This is a genomic window from Curtobacterium sp. AB7, assembly GCF_044909335.1.
Lineage (GTDB): Bacteria > Actinomycetota > Actinomycetes > Actinomycetales > Microbacteriaceae > Curtobacterium.
Map to the genome: position 1 here is coordinate 248,377 of NZ_JBIYED010000005.1, position 16,392 is coordinate 264,768.

Here is a 16,392-nt window from a genome sequence, read left to right on the forward strand (position 1 = left end):
GCCTGACGACAGCGACGTGACCCTCCGTTACGCGCGGTGTTCCCCCCGGCTCTGGAGGCGACCATGCTCCTGAGGCATGCCGACCCCGAGCACCGTCACCGCGCCTCCCGGCCGTTCCGCCGCACCGTCGACCACCGCGACCCGCCGTCGCGTCGCTCTCGCCTCGTTCGTCGGCACGACCGTCGAGTACTACGACTTCTACCTGTACGCGACGGCGTCCGCCCTGGTGTTCGCGCCCACCTTCTTCCCGTCGGTGACGCCGGCGGTCGGGGTGATCGCGTCGTTCGCCACCTACGGGGTCGGCTTCGTCGCCCGGCCGCTCGGCGGGGTGATCGCCGGACACCTGGGCGACCGCATCGGACGCAAGAAGCTGCTCGTCGCGTCCCTGGTGCTGATGGGCATCGCGTCGACCCTGATCGGGGTCGTACCGTCGGCGGCGACCATCGGGGTCGGTGCCGTCGTCGCGCTGGTGTTCTTGCGGTTGCTGCAGGGCGTCGCGGCCGGCGCGGAGTGGGGCGGGTCCGCGCTGCTGTCCGTCGAGCACGCACCCGAACGGCACCGCGGGCTGTTCGGGGCGTTCACGCAGATGGGGTCGGCGGGTGGGATGCTGCTCGCGACCGGCGTGTTCACCCTGGTGCGGTCCCTGCTCGGCAACGAGGTGTTCCTGGCCTGGGGCTGGCGGCTGCCGTTCCTGTTCTCCGCCGTGATCGTGGCGGTCGGCCTGGTCATCCGGCTCGGCGTGCAGGACGCGCCGGTGTTCCAGGAGCTGCGGGCCTCCGGCGGGGTCGAACGGTTCCCGGTCTGGCAGGCGATCCGGCACCACCCGCGCGCGATCCTGGTGACCGCCGGACTGCGCCTGGTGCAGCCCGCGCTGTACTCGATCCTGACGACGTACTCGCTGACCTACCTCGCGGCCGTACGGGGACCGTCGGGCTCGGACGCCGGGTTGCAGGCAGTGCTCGTCATCTCGTCGGTGTCGCTCGTGTCGACGCCGTTCTGGGGCTGGCTGTCCGACCGGGTGGGGCGCCGAGTGCTCACGATCTGGTCGGCCGTGGGGATCGCCGTGCTCATCTGGCCGTTCTTCGCGTTCCTCGACGCCGGGCCGCTCGTGCTGCTGCCGCTCGTGGCGCTGATCGGGATGTGCGTCTTCCACGACAGCATCTACGGGCCGCAGGCAGCCTGGTTCGCGGAGCAGTTCCCGACCGGACGGCGGTACTCGGGGATGTCGCTCGGGTACCAGATCGGGTCGATCTTCTCGGTGGGGCTGACGCCGCTGCTCGCCGCGGTGTTCGTGGAGCTCGGTGGGGGCTCGCCGTGGATCCTGTGCGGGTACCTCGGGGTGTACGCGGTGCTGACCGTCGTGGCGGCGGTGTTCGCGGTGGATCCGGTCGCGCGGGCGCGCGGCGCTGCGCGGGCGGGCGCTGCGCGGGGCCGAGTCTCGCGGTGAGCGACAGTTCTCTCGCTCGTGAGCCCGTGAACTGTCGCTCAGCCCGAGACTCGGCGCGGCCAGCCGAGACTCGGCGCGGCCAGCCCGAGACTCGGGGCGGCCTGATGGTCACGGCGACCGACCCGCTACGTCCGCAGCACCACGTCGGCCAGGGACGCCGGGTCCTCGGCGGCGATGAAGTCCTGCTCCTGCGCCGCCCACCGTTCCCACTCGCGCGCGAAGGTGTCGCCGTCGCGGCCGATCGCCCGGTCCCAGCGGACCGCATCGTCTGCCTCGAGCCACACCGCCAGCGAAGCCAGCGGCACCGATGCCCGGGACACCGCCCCGCAGCCCTCGATCACGATCGGCAGATCGGAGTCGACCGCGGTCCACTCAGCCGGGCCGTCGGCCACCCAGTCCCACCGGCGGTACCCGCTGGGAGGCCCGAGCACGTCGCGCACCACGGCGTCGGCCGCCGCACGGAGTCCGTCCCACCCCGGGTAGACGTCGTCGAGGTGCACGACCTGCGCCCCCAGCGCCTGCGCGAGCTGGGCGCCGAGGGTCGTCTTGCCGGTGCCGGAACGGCCGTCGACGAGGACCACGAGGCGCCCGCCCGATGCCGCCGCAGCACCGGCCGCGGCCGCAGCGACGCCTGCGGCGAGGCCCTCGCCGTCCGCCGGGCCAGCCGGGTCCGCCGGGCCAGCCGGGTCCGCCGAGTGCACCGGGTCCGCCGGGTCCGCCGGGTCCGCCGGGTCCGCCGGGTGCACCGGGTCCGCCGGGTGCACCGGGTGCACCGGGTCCGCCGGATCCGCCGGGTCCGCCGACTCACGCACGCCAGGTCCCCGCTGCCACGGCGACCGCGATCGACGCGACACCGATCCCGACGAGCACAGCGACCATCGCCCACTCCGGCCACGCGAACCGTGCGGCCCTTGCCCACGTGCGTCGCCCGGGAGCCCCGAACCCGCGCGACTCCATCGCCACCGCCAACGTCGTCGCCCGTCGCAGCGCCAGGACCAGCAGCGCGAACGCCATCGACGCCCCGCGCCGCAGCCGCCCGGTGTCGGCAAGACCTCGCGCACGCCGCGCCATCGCGAGCTGCCGCCAGTCGTCCACCAGCAACGTCATCATCCGGATGGCCGCGAGGGCCCCGAGCACGAACCGTGCCGGCAGCCGCAGCACCTGTGCGAGCCCGTCGGCCAGGTCGGTGGGGTCGACGCGGATGAACAACGCGACCGCGGGCAGCCCCACCGCGAGCACGCGGAGCGCCGTCGCCAGGGCGAGCGTCAGCGACCCGTCGGTGACGTGGGCGAAGCCGAAGTCGAACCACTCCCGTCCGGAGGGTCGTCCGTACAGCGCGATGCTCACCGCCGTGAGCGGCACGGCCACCAGGACCGGTGACACCCGCAGCAGCAGTGTCCGCACCGGCAGCCGCAGGAGTGGCAGGAGCGCGAGCTCGACCGCGAGGGCGACGGCTGCGGACACGACGTCCAGGCTCAGCACGAGGCACACGCCGAGCGCGAGGACGCCGACGAGCGAGGCCACCGGTTGGACGGCTCGGACGCCGCGGTGGTGATCGGTCGGGTCGGTGGCGGTCGTCGCGTCGGTTCGGCCTGGAGGCGCGGCTCGGCCCGTCGACATCGGCCTCGGCTTCGGGGCGGTCGCCGTCGCACCCCCCTGGTCGCGGTCCACGCGCCGGGCGCCGTCCGACCCGAGTACGACCTCGTCGGCGTCGAGCGCCCGGATCAGGTCGCGGTCGTGCGTGACGGCGACGACGGTGGTGCCGGCGTCGGCGAGGGCGCCGAGGTGCCGGACGACAGCGTCCCACGTGGACCGGTCCTGCCCGGAGGTCGGTTCATCGAGCACGACGACCGGCGGCCGCGCGGCGACGACCGCGGCGATGGCGAGCCGTCGCTGCTCGCCGCCGGACAGCGTGAACGGGTTGGCCTCGGCGAGGTGGGCGAGGCCGAACTCGCCGAGGAGCGCGTCCGCCCGGCCAGCGACGTCCGGAGCGCCGATCGCGCGGGGGCCGGCCTCGACCTCTTCGCGGACCGAGCCGGCGACGAACTGGTGCTCGGGGTCCTGGAAGACGGTGCCGATGCGGGCGGCGAGTTCGCGGCTCGACCACGTGTGCGGCGCCGGGTCGAGGCCGGCGGCGAGGTCCGTCGTGGCGGCGAGCTCCCCCGCGGCCGGAGGCAGGAGCCCCGCGAGCGTGAGGCCGAGCGTCGACTTGCCGATCCCGTTCGGCCCCGTGATCGCCAGGACCTGTCCGGCTCGGAGCCCGAGGTCGATGCCGCTGCCCACCCGCTGCCGCTTGGCCCGGCCGGTCCCGAGGTCCCGCGCCTCGAGCAGCACGCCCGCCCCCGCGCGGGCCCCCTCGCCGATGCCCGAGCCCGCCGATTCGCCGAGCGGGCGGAATGCCGCGGTCACCTCGGCGGCCGACCCGGGTGTTCCGCCCGTTCGCGCAGCCGGACGGAGCCGTCCGCGGGCGGCGCCCCGCTCGGGTTCGGCGCCGGGCACCCACACCCCCGCCGCAGTGAGCGCGGCGCCGTGGCGTGCGAGCACCTCGGCAGGCGCGCCGTCCGCGACGACCCCACCGCCGGGCTCGAGCAGCACGAGCCGGTCGACCAGGTCGAGCCAGGTGCCGATCCGGTGCTCCACCACGAGCAGGGTCGCCCCCGTCTCGTCGAGCAGCGCAGCGACGGCGTCGTGCACCTGGGCCACGCCGGCCGGGTCGAGGTTCGCGCACGGTTCGTCGAGCACGAGGGCTCCCGGACGCATCGCGAGCACCCCGGCGAGCGCCAGTCGTTGCCGCTGGCCGCCGGAGAGCATCGCGGTCGAACGGCCGAGGGGCAACTCGAGTCCGACGACCGTGAGCGCCGACCGCACCCGTGCCCAGGTCTCGTTGCGCGGGACGCCGAGGTTCTCGCACCCGAAGGCCACGTCGTCGCCGATCCGCGACATCACGGTGTGCGCCTCAGGGTCCTGCATGACGAGGCCGACACGCCCGCGGACCGCGCGGGGGTCGGAACCGTCGACCAGGACCGAGCCCTGCACGGAAGCTGCGGTGTCGTCGGTGGGGTCGGGTTCGTCGGGCAGCACGGCGGCCACGGCCCGGAGCAGCGTCGACTTGCCGGAGCCGGACGGCCCGACGATCGCGACCCGCTCCCCCGGCTCGACGGTCAGGTCGACGCCCCGGACAGCCCACTCGGCACGCTCTGGGTAGCGCCATCCCCAGTCACGGAACGCGATGCGCGCGGCGCGCACGCCGACGACGTCCGGGGACGTCGACGACGGAGCCGACACCGTCACACCAGTTCGCGCGGCCGACGCCGGCTGTGTTCCCGGCCGGCCGCGAACGAGGACAGCACGCCGGTGCGTGCGAGCGCACGGACGATCAGCCACGAGCCGGCGCCCGCGATGACAGCACCCGACACGATCGCGCACACGACGTAGACGACCTTGAACGCGGCGTCGAGACCCGGGTACCACAGCACGGTGTCGTTGACTCCGAGCGCGAGGCCGGCTGCGGCGCCCGCCAGGACGACGACCGGCAGCCGGTACACGCGGTAGAGGAAGAGTGCGAGGACGATCTCGGCGCCGAGCCCCTGGACGAGTCCGGCCTCGAGCGTCAGCCACCCCCACTGCGTGCCGAACAGTGCCTCGACGGACGCGGCGACCATCTCGCCGTAGAGCGCAGCGCCTGGCTTGCGGACGACGATCGCGACGAGCGGTCCGGCGAGCAACCACACTCCGCCGAACAGGGCCTTCGTTCCCGGCAGGACGAGGTCCATGACGGCGCTGATGGGTTCGTAGCCGAACTCCCACAGCCGGAAGACGACGCCGAGTGCCACCGCGAGCACGCTCGCGACGACGATGTCGACGACCCGCCAGCGCAGCGATCGCCGCGGGGCGGTGTGGACGGTTGATGACGTGCCAGAAGACATGGTGCTGGACTCCTCCCTGCGCCGGCATGATCCGGATCAGGTTCGACGGTCGGAGCGCCACTCGCTCCCTCTCAGCCCGGCGGTCCCGGACTCCCGTGTGTGTCCCAGCAGTCTAGACGTGGTCGCGTCCACGTGACGGGTCGCGACCACACATCGGACGGGAGGCCCGTGGCGGGTCCGCCACGGGCCTCCCGTCCGGTGTGTCGCTACTTCTTCAGGACGCGCACCAGTTTGCGGAGCACGGTGCCGGTCACCCAGACGAGCGGGATGCTCACGGCGACGAGTGAGATGAGGTTCGGCTCGAACTCGAGGTCCTTGCCGGGACGACGGATGTACGCGCCGACCGGGATCGACGCGCCGCCGCCACCGCCGCCGCCGTTCTCGTCGTCCCCACCGCCCCCGAAGCCGAACCAGCCGAGGGACACCGGGATGAGGGTCTGGTCGCCGACCTCGACGGGGTCCCCGTAGTTCGTGGAGACGCCGATCGGGCGTACCTTGTCTGCGATCTGCGTGACGATGTTGGCCATGCGCGCGACGCTACTCGTCCGTTCCTCCACAGGCCGGGCCACGCGCGCACGGGTACACAGCTGGCGCTTGTCTGCGGACGCGGACGGGTGTCACCGATATGTTGGCGCGACCATCACCTGGAGGACCGTTTGCACACCTGGCCCGGCAACCCGTACCCGCTCGGGGCGACCTACGACGGAAGCGGCACGAACTTCGCGCTCTTCAGCGAGGTCGCCGAGCGCGTCGAACTCTGTCTGTTCGACACCGACGGCAACGAAGAGTGCGTCCCCCTCGTCGAGGTCGACGCCTACGTCTGGCACGCCTACCTGCCGAACATCGGTCCCGGCCAGGAGTACGGCTTCCGTGTCCACGGCCCGTACGACCCCGACAACGGCGCACGCTGCAACCCGTCCAAGCTCCTGCTCGACCCCTACGCCAAGGCGACGAGCGGCGAGATCGACTGGGACCAGTCGCTCTTCGCCTACACGTTCGGCGACCCGGACTCGACGAACGACGACGACTCCGCGGCGCACATGATGAAGGGCGTCGTGATCAACCCGTTCTTCGACTGGCAGGGCGACCGCGCACCGCGCACGCCCTACGGCGAGACGGTCATCTACGAAGCGCACGTCAAGGGCCTCACCGAGACCCACCCCGATGTGCCCGAAGAGCAGCGCGGCACCTACGCCGGCGTCTCGCACCCGGCGGTCATCGAGCACCTGCAGCGACTCGGTGTCACGACGCTCGAGCTCATGCCGGTGCACCAGTTCGTGAACGACTCGACCCTGCAGGACAAGGGGCTGTCGAACTACTGGGGCTACAACACCATCGGCTTCTTCGCGCCGCACTCCTCGTACTCGTCCTCGGGCGACCAGGGCCAGCAGGTGCAGGAGTTCAAGACGATGGTGCGGGAGCTCCACCGCGCCGGCATCGAGGTCGTGCTCGACGTCGTCTACAACCACACCGCCGAGGGCAACCACCTCGGGCCGACGCTGTCGTTCCGAGGCATCGACAACGCGGCGTACTACCGCCTGGTCGACGACGACAAGAAGTTCTACATGGACTACACGGGCACCGGGAACTCGCTCAACGTCGGGCACCCCCACTCGCTGCAGCTCATCCTCGACTCGCTGCGCTACTGGGTGACCGAGATGCACGTCGACGGCTTCCGCTTCGACCTCGCCTCGGCGCTCGCCCGCGAGTTCTACGAGGTCGATCGGCTGTCCGCGTTCTTCGAGCTCGTGCAGCAGGACCCAGTCGTGTCGCAGGTCAAGCTCATCGCCGAGCCCTGGGACGTCGGCCCCGGCGGCTACCAGGTCGGCAACTTCCCGCCCCAGTGGTCGGAGTGGAACGGCAAGTACCGCGACACCGTGCGCGACTTCTGGCGCGGCGAGTCATCGACGCTCGGTGAGTTCGCCTCGCGCATCTCCGGCTCGGCCGACCTGTACGAGCACGACGGCCGCACGCCCAAGGCCAGCATCAACTTCATCACCGCGCACGACGGCTTCACGCTGTACGACCTCGTCGCCTACAACGAGAAGCACAACGACGCCAACGGCGAGGACAACAACGACGGCGAGAGCCACAACCGGTCCTGGAACTCCGGCGCCGAGGGTCCGACGGACGACGAGTCCGTGAACGCCCTGCGGCTCCAGCGACGCCGGAACTTCCTGGCGACGCTGCTCCTCAGCCAGGGCGTGCCGATGATCGCCCACGGTGACGAACTCGGCCGTTCGCAGTCCGGCAACAACAACGTCTACGCGCAGGACTCCGAGCTCAGCTGGATCGACTGGGAGTCCGCGGACGACGACCTCGTCCAGTTCACCGCCGACGTGGTCAAGCTGCGCCACGACCACCCGACGTTCCGCCGCACCCGGTACTTCAACGGGCGCCCGGTGCGCCGTGGTCAGGACGAGCCGCTGCCCGACGTGGTCTGGCTCACGCCCGAGGGCGACGCGATGTCGCCGGAGGACTGGGACTCCGGTTTCGGCAAGAGCGTCGGCATGTACCTGAACGGCGACGGCATCCGCGGGCGCGACTCCCGCGGCGAGCGCGTCACCGACGTGGCGTTCATCACGTACTTCAACGCCCACGACGACGTCGTGACCTTCACCCTGCCGCCCGAGGAGTACGCACCCGGCTGGACGGTCCGCATCGACACCGCCGAGCCCGGCGCCCGTGACGAGATCGTCGAGGCGGGCACGCCGCTCGACGTCCCCGCCCGGTCGATGATCGTCCTCCGCGCCGAGCCGAACCACGAGGTCTCCGTCGCACCGGTCGAGGTCCAGCACCACGAGGGCGATCCAGAGCTCCGGTCCCCGCAGGACGCCGTGACGCCAGCGAACCCCGCCGGTTCCACCGCGCCGAGCGGCACCGCACGATGAGCGCCGGCACACCGGGAGCCGGGCGTCGCGTGCCCGTCTCCACGTACCGGCTGCAGGTGTCGGCGGACTTCGACCTGGCCGCGGCACGCGACCTCGTCGACTACGTGCACGACCTCGGCGCCGACTGGCTGTACCTGTCGCCGGTCCTGCAGTCGGAGCCCGGCTCGGACCACGGCTACGACGTCGTCGACCACACGCACGTCGACACCGACCGTGGTGGGGACGAAGCCCTCCGGGTCCTCGCCGAGGCCGCGCACGCGGTCGGGCTCGGCGTGCTGGTCGACGTCGTCCCGAACCACGTCGGGGTCGCCACCCCGGCGGTCAACCCGTGGTGGTGGTCCCTGCTCGAACTCGGCCAGGGCTCCCCCGTCGCCTGGGCGTTCGACGTCGACTGGGACGCCGGCGACGGCAAGGTCCGGGTGCCGGTCCTCGACGACCGGCTGCTCGAAGCCGTCACGCTCGACACGTCCGACGCCGAGCGCCCGGTGCTCCGGGTCGGCGACACCGCGTACCCGACCGCGCCGGGCAGCGCCCACCCGGGCGACTCGGTCGAGGCCGTGCACGCGCTGCAGCACTACGCGTTCGTGCACTGGAAGCGTGCCGACCACGAGCTGAACTACCGCCGGTTCTTCGCGGTGAACACGCTCGCCGCCATCCGGGTCGAGGAACCCGAGGTGTTCGCGGCGTCGCACGGCGTCATCGGCGGCTGGTTCCGCGACGGCCTCGTCGACGGCCTGCGCATCGACCACCCCGATGGCCTGTACGACCCCGCCGGCTACCTGCAGGACCTCGCTGCGCTGACCGGCGGTGCGTACACCCTCGTCGAGAAGATCCTCGAACCCGGCGAGGAGCTCCCGAGCTCCTGGCCCGTCGACGGCACGACCGGGTACGACGCCCTGGGCGTCCTGGACCGCGTGCTCGTCGACCCCGCGGGCGAACCCTCGCTGACCGCGGCGTCGGGCGCGGAACCAGCCGACTGGCAGCGCCTCACGCACGACACCCGCCGCGGCATCGCCGACGGGATCCTGGGCAGCGAGGTCGAGCGGCTCGCCCGACTGCTCGCGCCGGTCACCGCCGACGCGGACGCGATCACGCACGAACGGCTCGTCGATGCCCTCGCCGAGGTCGTGGCGTCGTTCGACGCCTACCGCACCTACCTGCCCGAGGGCGCGCACCACCTCATCGCGGCGCTCGAACGCGCGGCCGAGGCACGTCCCGACCTCGACGACGTCATCGACCGGATCGCCCCGGCGCTCGTCGACCCGGAGAACGCCGCCGCGATCCGCCTGCAGCAGACGAGCGGCATGGTGATGGCCAAGGGCGTCGAGGACACGGCGTTCTACCGCACCTCTCGCTTGACGTCCCTGAGCGAGGTCGGTGGCGACCCGAGCGTGTTCGCGGTGTCCGTGGCCGACTTCCACCAGGCGCAGCGCGACCGGCTCGGCAGCTGGCCGCACACCATGACGACGCTCACCACCCACGACACGAAGCGCAGCGAGGACACCCGCGCACGCATCGCGGTCCTGGCCGAGCTCGGCAGCGAGTGGGCCGACACACTCGACCGGTTGCAGTCCCTCGTCCCGCTCGAGGACCGCGTGTTCGCCGACCTCCTCTGGCAGGCGATCGTCGGTGCCCGACCCGCGAGTCGTGAGCGGCTGCACGCCTACGCCGAGAAGGCATCACGCGAAGCCGGTGACAGCACCACCTGGACTGAGCCCGACGAGGCGTTCGAGCAGCAGATGCACGCGATCGTCGACGCAGCGTTCGACGACCCGGACGTGGTCGCCGTGCTCGACGCCCTCGACGAGCAGATCGACGCCGCGGGGTGGTCGAACGGGCTCGCGCAGAAGCTCGTGCAGCTCACGGCTCCCGGCGTCCCCGACGTCTACCAGGGCACCGAGTTCTGGGACCGGTCCCTCGTCGACCCCGACAACCGCCGAGCCGTGGACTACGCCGAACGGCGCCACGTCCTCGCCGAGATCGACGGCCCGGACGACGACGGCCCCGAGGACCTTCCGGCGATCGGGATCGACGGCGCCGCGAAGCTCCTCGTGACCGCCCGTGCACTCCGTCTCCGCCGCGACCAGCCGGAGCTCTTCACGCGGTACCTCGCGCTCGAAGCGACGGGCAGCGCGGCGGACCACGTCGTCGCGTTCGACCGCGGCGGTGCCGTCACGGTCGCCACACGACTGCCGATCGGCCTCGAACGGGTCGGTGGCTGGGGTGACACCCTCGTGCACGCCGTCCCCGTCGACCGGGTCGACCTGCTCACCGGCAAGACCTTCCCGGCCAGCCGGGGCATCGCACTCGCGGACCTGCTCACCACCTACCCGGTCGCGCTGCTCGTGCCGGCCGCCACGGTCGGGGAACCCGGCCACGCCGACACGGTGACCGACGCGTCCGACGCGGAACGGGCCTCCCGGTCCACCGGTGGAACCGTCCCGGCGGCGACCGAGTCCGACGCGCAAGCGGAGATCGACATCCTGGAGGGTCACGCATGACCGCACCCGACCGTTACGCCGTCTGGGCGCCCGAGCCGGACCGCGTCCGGCTGGTCGTCGACGACGTCGAGTACCCGCTGACCCGGGCCGACGACGACTGGTGGTCGACCGACGCGATCATGCCGGTCGTCGGTGCCCGCTACGGGTTCCGCCTCGGCGACGACGACGCGGTCCGACCCGACCCCCGCAGTCGCTTCCAGCCGGACGGGGTGCACGGCACGTCCGCCGTCGTCGACCCCGCGCGCTTCGCGTGGACCGACGAGTCGTGGACCGGACGACCGGCCCGCGGCGCCGTGATCTACGAGATGCACGTCGGCACCTACACGCCGGAGGGCACCCTCGACGCGGCGGCGCAGAAGCTCGACCACCTGGTCGAGCTCGGCGTCGAGTTCGTCGAACTGCTGCCCGTGAACGGTGTGAACGGCGAGTGGAACTGGGGGTACGACGGGGTCGCCTGGTACGCGGTGCACGCCCCGTACGGCGGCCCCGACGCCTACGACCGGTTCGTCGACACGGCGCACTCGCTCGGTCTGGGGGTCATCCAGGACGTCGTCTACAACCACCTCGGGCCGAGCGGCAACTACCTGCCGCTGTACGGGCCGTACCTGGTGCAGGGGCTCGCGAACACGTGGGGCGACTCGGTGAACGTCGAGCACCCCGAGGTCCGTCGGTACGTGCTCGACAACGTGCGCATGTGGTTCCGCGACCACCACGTCGACGGGCTCCGGCTCGACGCCGTGCACGCGATCCGCGACACCACGCGGCCGCACGTCCTGGCCGAGATGGCCGACGAGACGGACGCCTACGGTTCCTTCGTCGGTCGTCCGCTGTCGTTGATCGCCGAGTCGGACCTCAACGACCCGGTGATGTTCCGCCCGCGGGAAGCCGCCGGGTACGGACTCGCCGGACAGTGGTCCGACGACTTCCACCACGCCGTGCACGTGGCGCTGACGGGCGAGACGAACGGCTACTACGCCGACTTCGCACCGCTGTCGGCGCTCGCGAAGGTGCTCGACCACGGGTTCTTCCACGACGGCACGTGGTCGTCGTTCCGTGGCCGGCGCCACGGGCAGCCGATCGACCGTGGGACCTCCCCGGCGACGGCCCTGGTGGTCACGAACCAGAACCACGACCAGATCGGCAACCGCGCGGCGGGCGACCGTCTGGCGGCGACGCTCGACGACGAAGGCCTCGTCATCGCTGCGGCGCTGACACTGCTGGGCCCGTTCACACCCATGCTGTTCATGGGTGAGGAGTTCGCCGCGACGACGCCGTGGCAGTTCTTCACGTCGCACCCGGAGCCCGAGCTCGGGAAGGCGACGGCCGAGGGCCGCATCCGCGAGTTCGCGGAGCACGGCTGGGACGAGTCGGCCGTGCCGGACCCGCAGGACCCGACGACGTTCACGAACTCGAAGCTCGACTGGGCCGACGTCAGTTCCGAGCGGGGTGCGGCGATCCTGCGCGCCTACCGGGTGCTCGTCGCCCTGCGCCGCACCGACCAGGCCTTCGTCGACCACCGGTACGAGGCGAACGCCGTGCGGTTCAGCGAGGACCGGCGGTGGCTGGTGCTCACGCGTGGGCTGCTCGGACCGGACGTGGCACCCGTGCACGTCGTGGTGAACTTCCTCGACGACGCAGCCGAGGTGCCGGTCCCCGGTGCCACCGGCGACGAGCTGTACCGGTTCGGGGCGGCCGAGGTCGCGACGGACTGCGTGCGGTTCCGCGGGCGCGGCGTGGTGGTGCTGCGCTAGTCGCTGCGCTCATCGCACGGGCTGCCCATGGGCGCCCGATCCGCGAAAGCGACAGTGTCCCGCGAACGGTTCACGGGACACTGTCGCTTTCGCGGTACGACGCCGCGGTACCGACGCCGCGGTACCGACGCCGCGGTACGACGCTGCCGCACCGACGCTGCGGCGCCGACGGCGCGCGCCGACGTCGAACGGTACGCCAGCGGGTCAGGAGGCGTGATCGGCCACGGCGTGTGCGTTGGTGCGCACGGACGGCAGCTTCCGGTGGTCCTTGACCAGGGAACGGGTCTCGCGGATGCGGCGGTCGATGCCCCACTTCGTCACGAGGGCCAGGCTCTCGCGCACGATGTTGCCGCTCATCTTCGAGACGCCGAACTCCCGCTCGGTGAACGTGATCGGGGTCTCCACGACCCGCAGACCGGCCTCGAGGGCACGCCAGCACAGGTCGACCTGGAAGCAGTAGCCCTTCGAGGCGACGCCGGCCAGGTCGATCCGCTCGAACGCCTGCGAGGTGAAGACCCGGAACCCGCCGGTGGCGTCGCGGACGGCGATGCCGAGGGCCAGGCGCGTGTAGAGGTTGCCGCCGCGGGAGAGCAGTTCGCGGTACCAGGGCCAGTTCTCGACCTTGCCGCCCTTGATCCAGCGGGACCCGAGGACGAGGTCGTTCGTGTCGGCGAGCTCGAGCATCCACGGCAGGTACTCGGGGTGGTGCGACCCGTCGGCGTCCATCTCGACGAGCTTGGCGTACCCGTGCTCGAGGCCCCACGCGAACCCGGACAGGTACGCGCCGCCGAGGCCGTCCTTCACCGTGCGGTGCATGACGTGCACCCGGTCGGACTCGCGGGCGATCGCGTCGGCGATGTCACCGGTGCCGTCGGGCGAGTTGTCGTCGACGACGAGTACGTGGACTCCGTCGTCCGTCGCGGCGAGCGTACGCTCGACGATGGGACGGACGTTCTCCGCCTCGTCGTAGGTCGGGATGATGACCAGGGTCTCGCTCATGGTGCTCCTCGTGCTCCACATCGAATGTATCGGTCGGTCATGGGTCAGTCCGACGAGAGGTCTGCGAACACGATCAGGTTGTCCGTGTAGTGCCCGGTGGCGGTGTCGAACACGCCGTCGCAGGTGATCAGTCGGAGTTGGGGGGTGGGGGTGGTGCCGTAGACGTCGCTCGTCGGGAACGCCGACTTGGCGGCGCGTTCCGAGCGGTCGACGGTGAAGGTGCGGGTGGTGCCGTCGGACATCGCGACGTGGATCTCGTCGCCGGCGACCAGTTCGTCGAGCCGGAAGAACACCGCGGCGCTCGTCGGGCTGTCGACGTGGCCGGCGATGACGGCGGGGCCGACCTCACCGGGGACGATGCCGTCGCTGAACCACCCGGCGCTGTCCCAGTCGACGGGCGGATCGAGTTCACCGGCGGAGCCGCGGTGCAGGTCCTCGAGGTTCGACTGCACGCCGATCGCGGGGATCGAGACGCTGACGGGGGTCGCCGCGGATCGGGCAGCGGGTGCCGCCGGGTCCTGGAACCCCTCGATGCCCGGCCGGTCAGACGCAGACCCCGCAGAATCCGACCCAGCAGAAGCAGAAGCCGAAGCCGACCCAGACGGCACCGAATCGGCCCGCCCGTCCGACCCGTCACTGCCGACGGTCGACGCGAGTGCCACGCCGGTGACGCCGCCGCCCACGACGACCGCGGCCAGCACCGCCCCGATCACCACGCCACGACGCCGGAACTCCGGACCGCGCCCGGCGGACCGTCGGCCGGTCATGACGTGCCTCCGGCCTTCGTCCCGCAGCCACCGAGCACGTCCGACGTGAGCATGGTCGAACCGAGTGCCGCCCAGGCGTCCCCGTAGTAGGTCGGCGTGGTGGCAGCCGTCCGGTCGGCCCGCTCCAGGTCGTCGGCGGCAGCACCGGAGGAACCGGCCGCGTACTCGGCGGCGGCACGGGCGGTGTACGCCAGGGCGTTCGTGTCCCCGGTCACGGCGGTGCCGCCCAGGTCGAGCTGGGCCGCGAGCTGCGTCGTCCGACGCAGGGTCGGGGCGAGCGACCCGGCGAGGGCACGGTCGTCGGCGGAGCACGCCTCGGCGTAGCGGACGGGCGTCCGCATCGCGTCGTAGCCGTACAGCACGCGCTGGTCCCCTCCGGTGGCGGGCATCGGGTCGACGGTGCCGTCGGCGTGCACCTGCGACCAGTCGCTCGGCAGCTGCGACTCGTCGAGCACCGCCGCCGTCGCCGCGCGGGAACCACGGTTCAGCGCGGTCCAGCGGTCGTCGCCCGTGGCCTTCGCCAGCACCGCGAAGGCTGCCGGCGACGCGTACGAGGCGTTGTACCGGTACGGCTCGGAGTCCGCCCACGGCCCGGGCAGCAGGATCGTGCCGAGTTCCGTGGTCGCGGTCTCGTGCTCCAGGATCGCCGAGGCGATGCGCTTGCCGGCTGCCGTGTAGCGGTCCTCGCCCCAGGCATCACCGGCGAGCACCAGGGCCCGCGCGGCGTCGAGGTCGGCGTCGCTCGCGGGCTGCTCGTCGGCGACACCGTCGTCGGGCGTCCAACGCCAGGCGAGCAGGTCGTCGTCGGTCAGCATGTGCGTCTTCGTCCACTTCCAGATGTCGTCGAACCGGTCGCGGTCACCGTTCGCGAAGGCGATGAGCAGCCCGTAGGCCTGTCCTTCGCTGACGGTGTCGTCGCCCTGGTCGGTGCGGACGACGCGGCCGTCCTGCACGTAGCGGTCGAGGAACTCCGTGCGGAGCTCCTTCGGGGAGCGTGCCGCGTCGGGCGCGCTGGTCGAGGTCGGGGTGGCGACCGAGCCGCTTCCGGCTTCGGTGTCCTGCCCCCACGGGCGAACCGCGATGAGCGCAACGCCGACGGCGACGACCACCGCCGCTGCGGCGGTGACGGGTATCCAGGTCCTGCGGGTCATGCTGGCCTGCCTTTCCGTGGATGGTGACGACGGCACTGGACGGGAGGACCGGATCACGTGAGCGTGTCGGCGGACGTGATCCGTGCCTCCCGGCCAGGGCGTCAGCGGTACAGCGAGCGGAGCGCTGCGATGGCCGTGTGCACGGCCTCCGTCATCGGGCGGTCGGCGGCTGCGCCGCCGCCACCCGTCTGCACGCCGCCGGTCGGCGTCGCGGCGGTGGCCGCGGCGTCCGTGACCGGCACGACCGTCAGGTCGCCCTTGCTGTCGTCGAGGACGAACAGGGTGGAGACGGTGTTGCCCGCGAGGTCGACACTGGCGGTGCCCTGCTGGCCGCTGCCGGAGACGTCGAGCGTCCACTTGCCGGAGTCGACGGTGGCGTACTTGGTGGCGGTGCCGAACTTCGCTCCCTCGGCGATGGCGGTGCCCTCGGAGGTGCTCACGTCGACCTGCTTCGCCGTGGTGGCGGCCTGGACCAGCCGGAGCTTCGCCTTGCCGTCGCCGGGCTGCTGCAGGTCGTCGGTGAACGCCGTCGTCTTGAGGTCGGTGTTCGTGCCGTACGCGACGACCGTGCTCGCGTCGCCCTTGTCGACCGTCACGTCGGTGGAGATCACCGGCGTCGAGTCCGGGGCGTCCGAGGCACGCATCGACAGCACGTAGGTGCCGACCGGGAGCTCCTGGTACTTGCTGACCTGGCCGTACGTGACGTCGTCGAGCTCGAAGACCGTCTTGCCGCCGGACAGGCTGGACAGTTCGACGTCGACGCCCTTGGTGTCGGGCGAGAGGTGGCCGACGCGGAGCCAGCCCTCGTCGGAGGTGGCGGCGGAGGCGGTCTGGGGTGCTGCGAGTCCGACGGTCGCTGCGACGAGGGTCGCTGCGAGTGCGCCGACGACGACGGTGCGGCGTCGCTGGGTGTGTGCGGTCATGGTCGTGCTCCTTCGGGTCGTGGTGCTGGTCGAGTT

12 protein-coding genes and 1 riboswitch are annotated in these 16,392 nt (G+C 72.0%); of the genes, 4 read left to right on the forward strand and 8 right to left on the reverse strand.

The window, feature by feature from the left end:
* The first annotated feature begins 76 nt into the window (after window positions 1–76).
* Window positions 77–1,447, forward strand: a complete 1,371-nt coding sequence (locus ABH929_RS12910; RefSeq protein WP_263091779.1) for an MFS transporter — start codon at window positions 77–79, stop codon at window positions 1,445–1,447.
* A gap of 125 nt (window positions 1,448–1,572) precedes the next feature.
* On the opposite strand, the gene ABH929_RS12915 is transcribed toward ABH929_RS12910, so the two are convergent.
* From ABH929_RS12915 to ABH929_RS12930, 4 genes are all read right to left on the reverse strand, one after another.
* Window positions 1,573–2,259 (reverse strand): ATP-binding protein, encoded by a 687-nt coding sequence (locus ABH929_RS12915; RefSeq protein ID WP_404561519.1) that lies wholly within the window; start codon window positions 2,257–2,259, stop codon window positions 1,573–1,575.
* Complete coding sequence (locus ABH929_RS12920) at window positions 2,252–4,693, reverse strand: ATP-binding cassette domain-containing protein (RefSeq protein WP_404561520.1); 2,442 nt, start codon at window positions 4,691–4,693, stop codon at window positions 2,252–2,254. Before ABH929_RS12920 ends, ABH929_RS12915 begins: the two co-directional genes overlap by 8 nt.
* 41 nt (window positions 4,694–4,734) lie before the next feature.
* The gene (locus ABH929_RS12925) at window positions 4,735–5,373 is read right to left on the reverse strand and encodes an ECF transporter S component (RefSeq protein WP_404561521.1); all 639 of its coding nucleotides are present in this window, start codon (window positions 5,371–5,373) and stop codon (window positions 4,735–4,737) included.
* Window positions 5,369–5,480, reverse strand: a riboswitch (TPP riboswitch). (Overlaps the previous gene by 5 nt.)
* 99 nt (window positions 5,481–5,579) lie before the next feature.
* Window positions 5,580–5,900, reverse strand: a complete 321-nt coding sequence (locus ABH929_RS12930) for a hypothetical protein (protein ID WP_111086838.1) — start codon at window positions 5,898–5,900, stop codon at window positions 5,580–5,582.
* Window positions 5,901–6,029: 129 nt separating this feature from the next.
* On the opposite strand from ABH929_RS12930, the gene glgX reads away from it, so the two are divergent.
* From glgX to treZ, 3 genes are read left to right on the forward strand one after another with little or no spacing between them, the layout of a single operon-like run.
* Window positions 6,030–8,264 carry a glycogen debranching protein GlgX gene (glgX, locus tag ABH929_RS12935; protein WP_404561522.1) on the forward strand — a complete coding sequence of 745 codons (2,235 nt, stop codon included), beginning with the start codon at window positions 6,030–6,032 and terminating at the stop codon, window positions 8,262–8,264.
* A complete protein-coding gene (gene treY, locus ABH929_RS12940) occupies window positions 8,261–10,765 on the forward strand; it encodes a malto-oligosyltrehalose synthase (protein WP_404561523.1) in 2,505 nt (834 codons plus the stop codon). Before glgX ends, treY begins: the two co-directional genes overlap by 4 nt.
* A complete protein-coding gene (gene treZ, locus ABH929_RS12945) occupies window positions 10,762–12,516 on the forward strand; it encodes a malto-oligosyltrehalose trehalohydrolase (RefSeq protein WP_404561524.1) in 1,755 nt (584 codons plus the stop codon). The genes treY and treZ overlap by 4 nt, the downstream gene beginning before the upstream one ends.
* A gap of 204 nt (window positions 12,517–12,720) precedes the next feature.
* Here the strand turns inward: treZ and ABH929_RS12950 are convergent, their stop codons facing one another.
* From ABH929_RS12950 to ABH929_RS12965, 4 genes are all read right to left on the reverse strand, one after another.
* On the reverse strand, window positions 12,721–13,515 hold the full coding sequence (locus tag ABH929_RS12950; protein ID WP_404561525.1) for a polyprenol monophosphomannose synthase: 795 nt from the start codon (window positions 13,513–13,515) through the stop codon (window positions 12,721–12,723).
* A gap of 44 nt (window positions 13,516–13,559) precedes the next feature.
* Window positions 13,560–14,282, reverse strand: coding sequence for a class F sortase (locus ABH929_RS12955; protein ID WP_404561526.1), 723 nt, complete (start codon window positions 14,280–14,282; stop codon window positions 13,560–13,562).
* Window positions 14,279–15,433: a glycosyl hydrolase family 8 gene (locus tag ABH929_RS12960; protein WP_404561527.1), complete on the reverse strand. Its 1,155-nt coding sequence runs from the start codon at window positions 15,431–15,433 to the stop codon at window positions 14,279–14,281. Before ABH929_RS12960 ends, ABH929_RS12955 begins: the two co-directional genes overlap by 4 nt.
* Window positions 15,434–15,534: 101 nt before the next feature.
* The gene (locus tag ABH929_RS12965; RefSeq protein WP_404561528.1) at window positions 15,535–16,356 is read right to left on the reverse strand and encodes a DUF4397 domain-containing protein; all 822 of its coding nucleotides are present in this window, start codon (window positions 16,354–16,356) and stop codon (window positions 15,535–15,537) included.
* Between the last annotated feature and the right edge of the window lie 36 nt (window positions 16,357–16,392).

Excerpts from the sequence above, each read along its gene's own strand:
- treY (WP_404561523.1), top strand. The coding sequence starts at position 8,261 with ATGAGCGCCGGCACACCGGGAGCCGGGCGTCGCGTGCCCGTCTCCACG.
- ABH929_RS12930 (WP_111086838.1), bottom strand. The coding sequence starts at position 5,900 with ATGGCCAACATCGTCACGCAGATCGCAGACAAGGTACGCCCGATCGGC.
- treZ (WP_404561524.1), top strand. The coding sequence starts at position 10,762 with ATGACCGCACCCGACCGTTACGCCGTCTGGGCGCCCGAGCCGGACCGC.
- ABH929_RS12960 (WP_404561527.1), bottom strand. The coding sequence starts at position 15,433 with ATGACCCGCAGGACCTGGATACCCGTCACCGCCGCAGCGGCGGTGGTC.
- ABH929_RS12965 (WP_404561528.1), bottom strand. The coding sequence starts at position 16,356 with ATGACCGCACACACCCAGCGACGCCGCACCGTCGTCGTCGGCGCACTC.
- ABH929_RS12955 (WP_404561526.1), bottom strand. The coding sequence starts at position 14,282 with ATGACCGGCCGACGGTCCGCCGGGCGCGGTCCGGAGTTCCGGCGTCGT.
- ABH929_RS12925 (WP_404561521.1), bottom strand. The coding sequence starts at position 5,373 with ATGTCTTCTGGCACGTCATCAACCGTCCACACCGCCCCGCGGCGATCG.
- ABH929_RS12910 (WP_263091779.1), top strand. The coding sequence starts at position 77 with ATGCCGACCCCGAGCACCGTCACCGCGCCTCCCGGCCGTTCCGCCGCA.
- ABH929_RS12950 (WP_404561525.1), bottom strand. The coding sequence starts at position 13,515 with ATGAGCGAGACCCTGGTCATCATCCCGACCTACGACGAGGCGGAGAAC.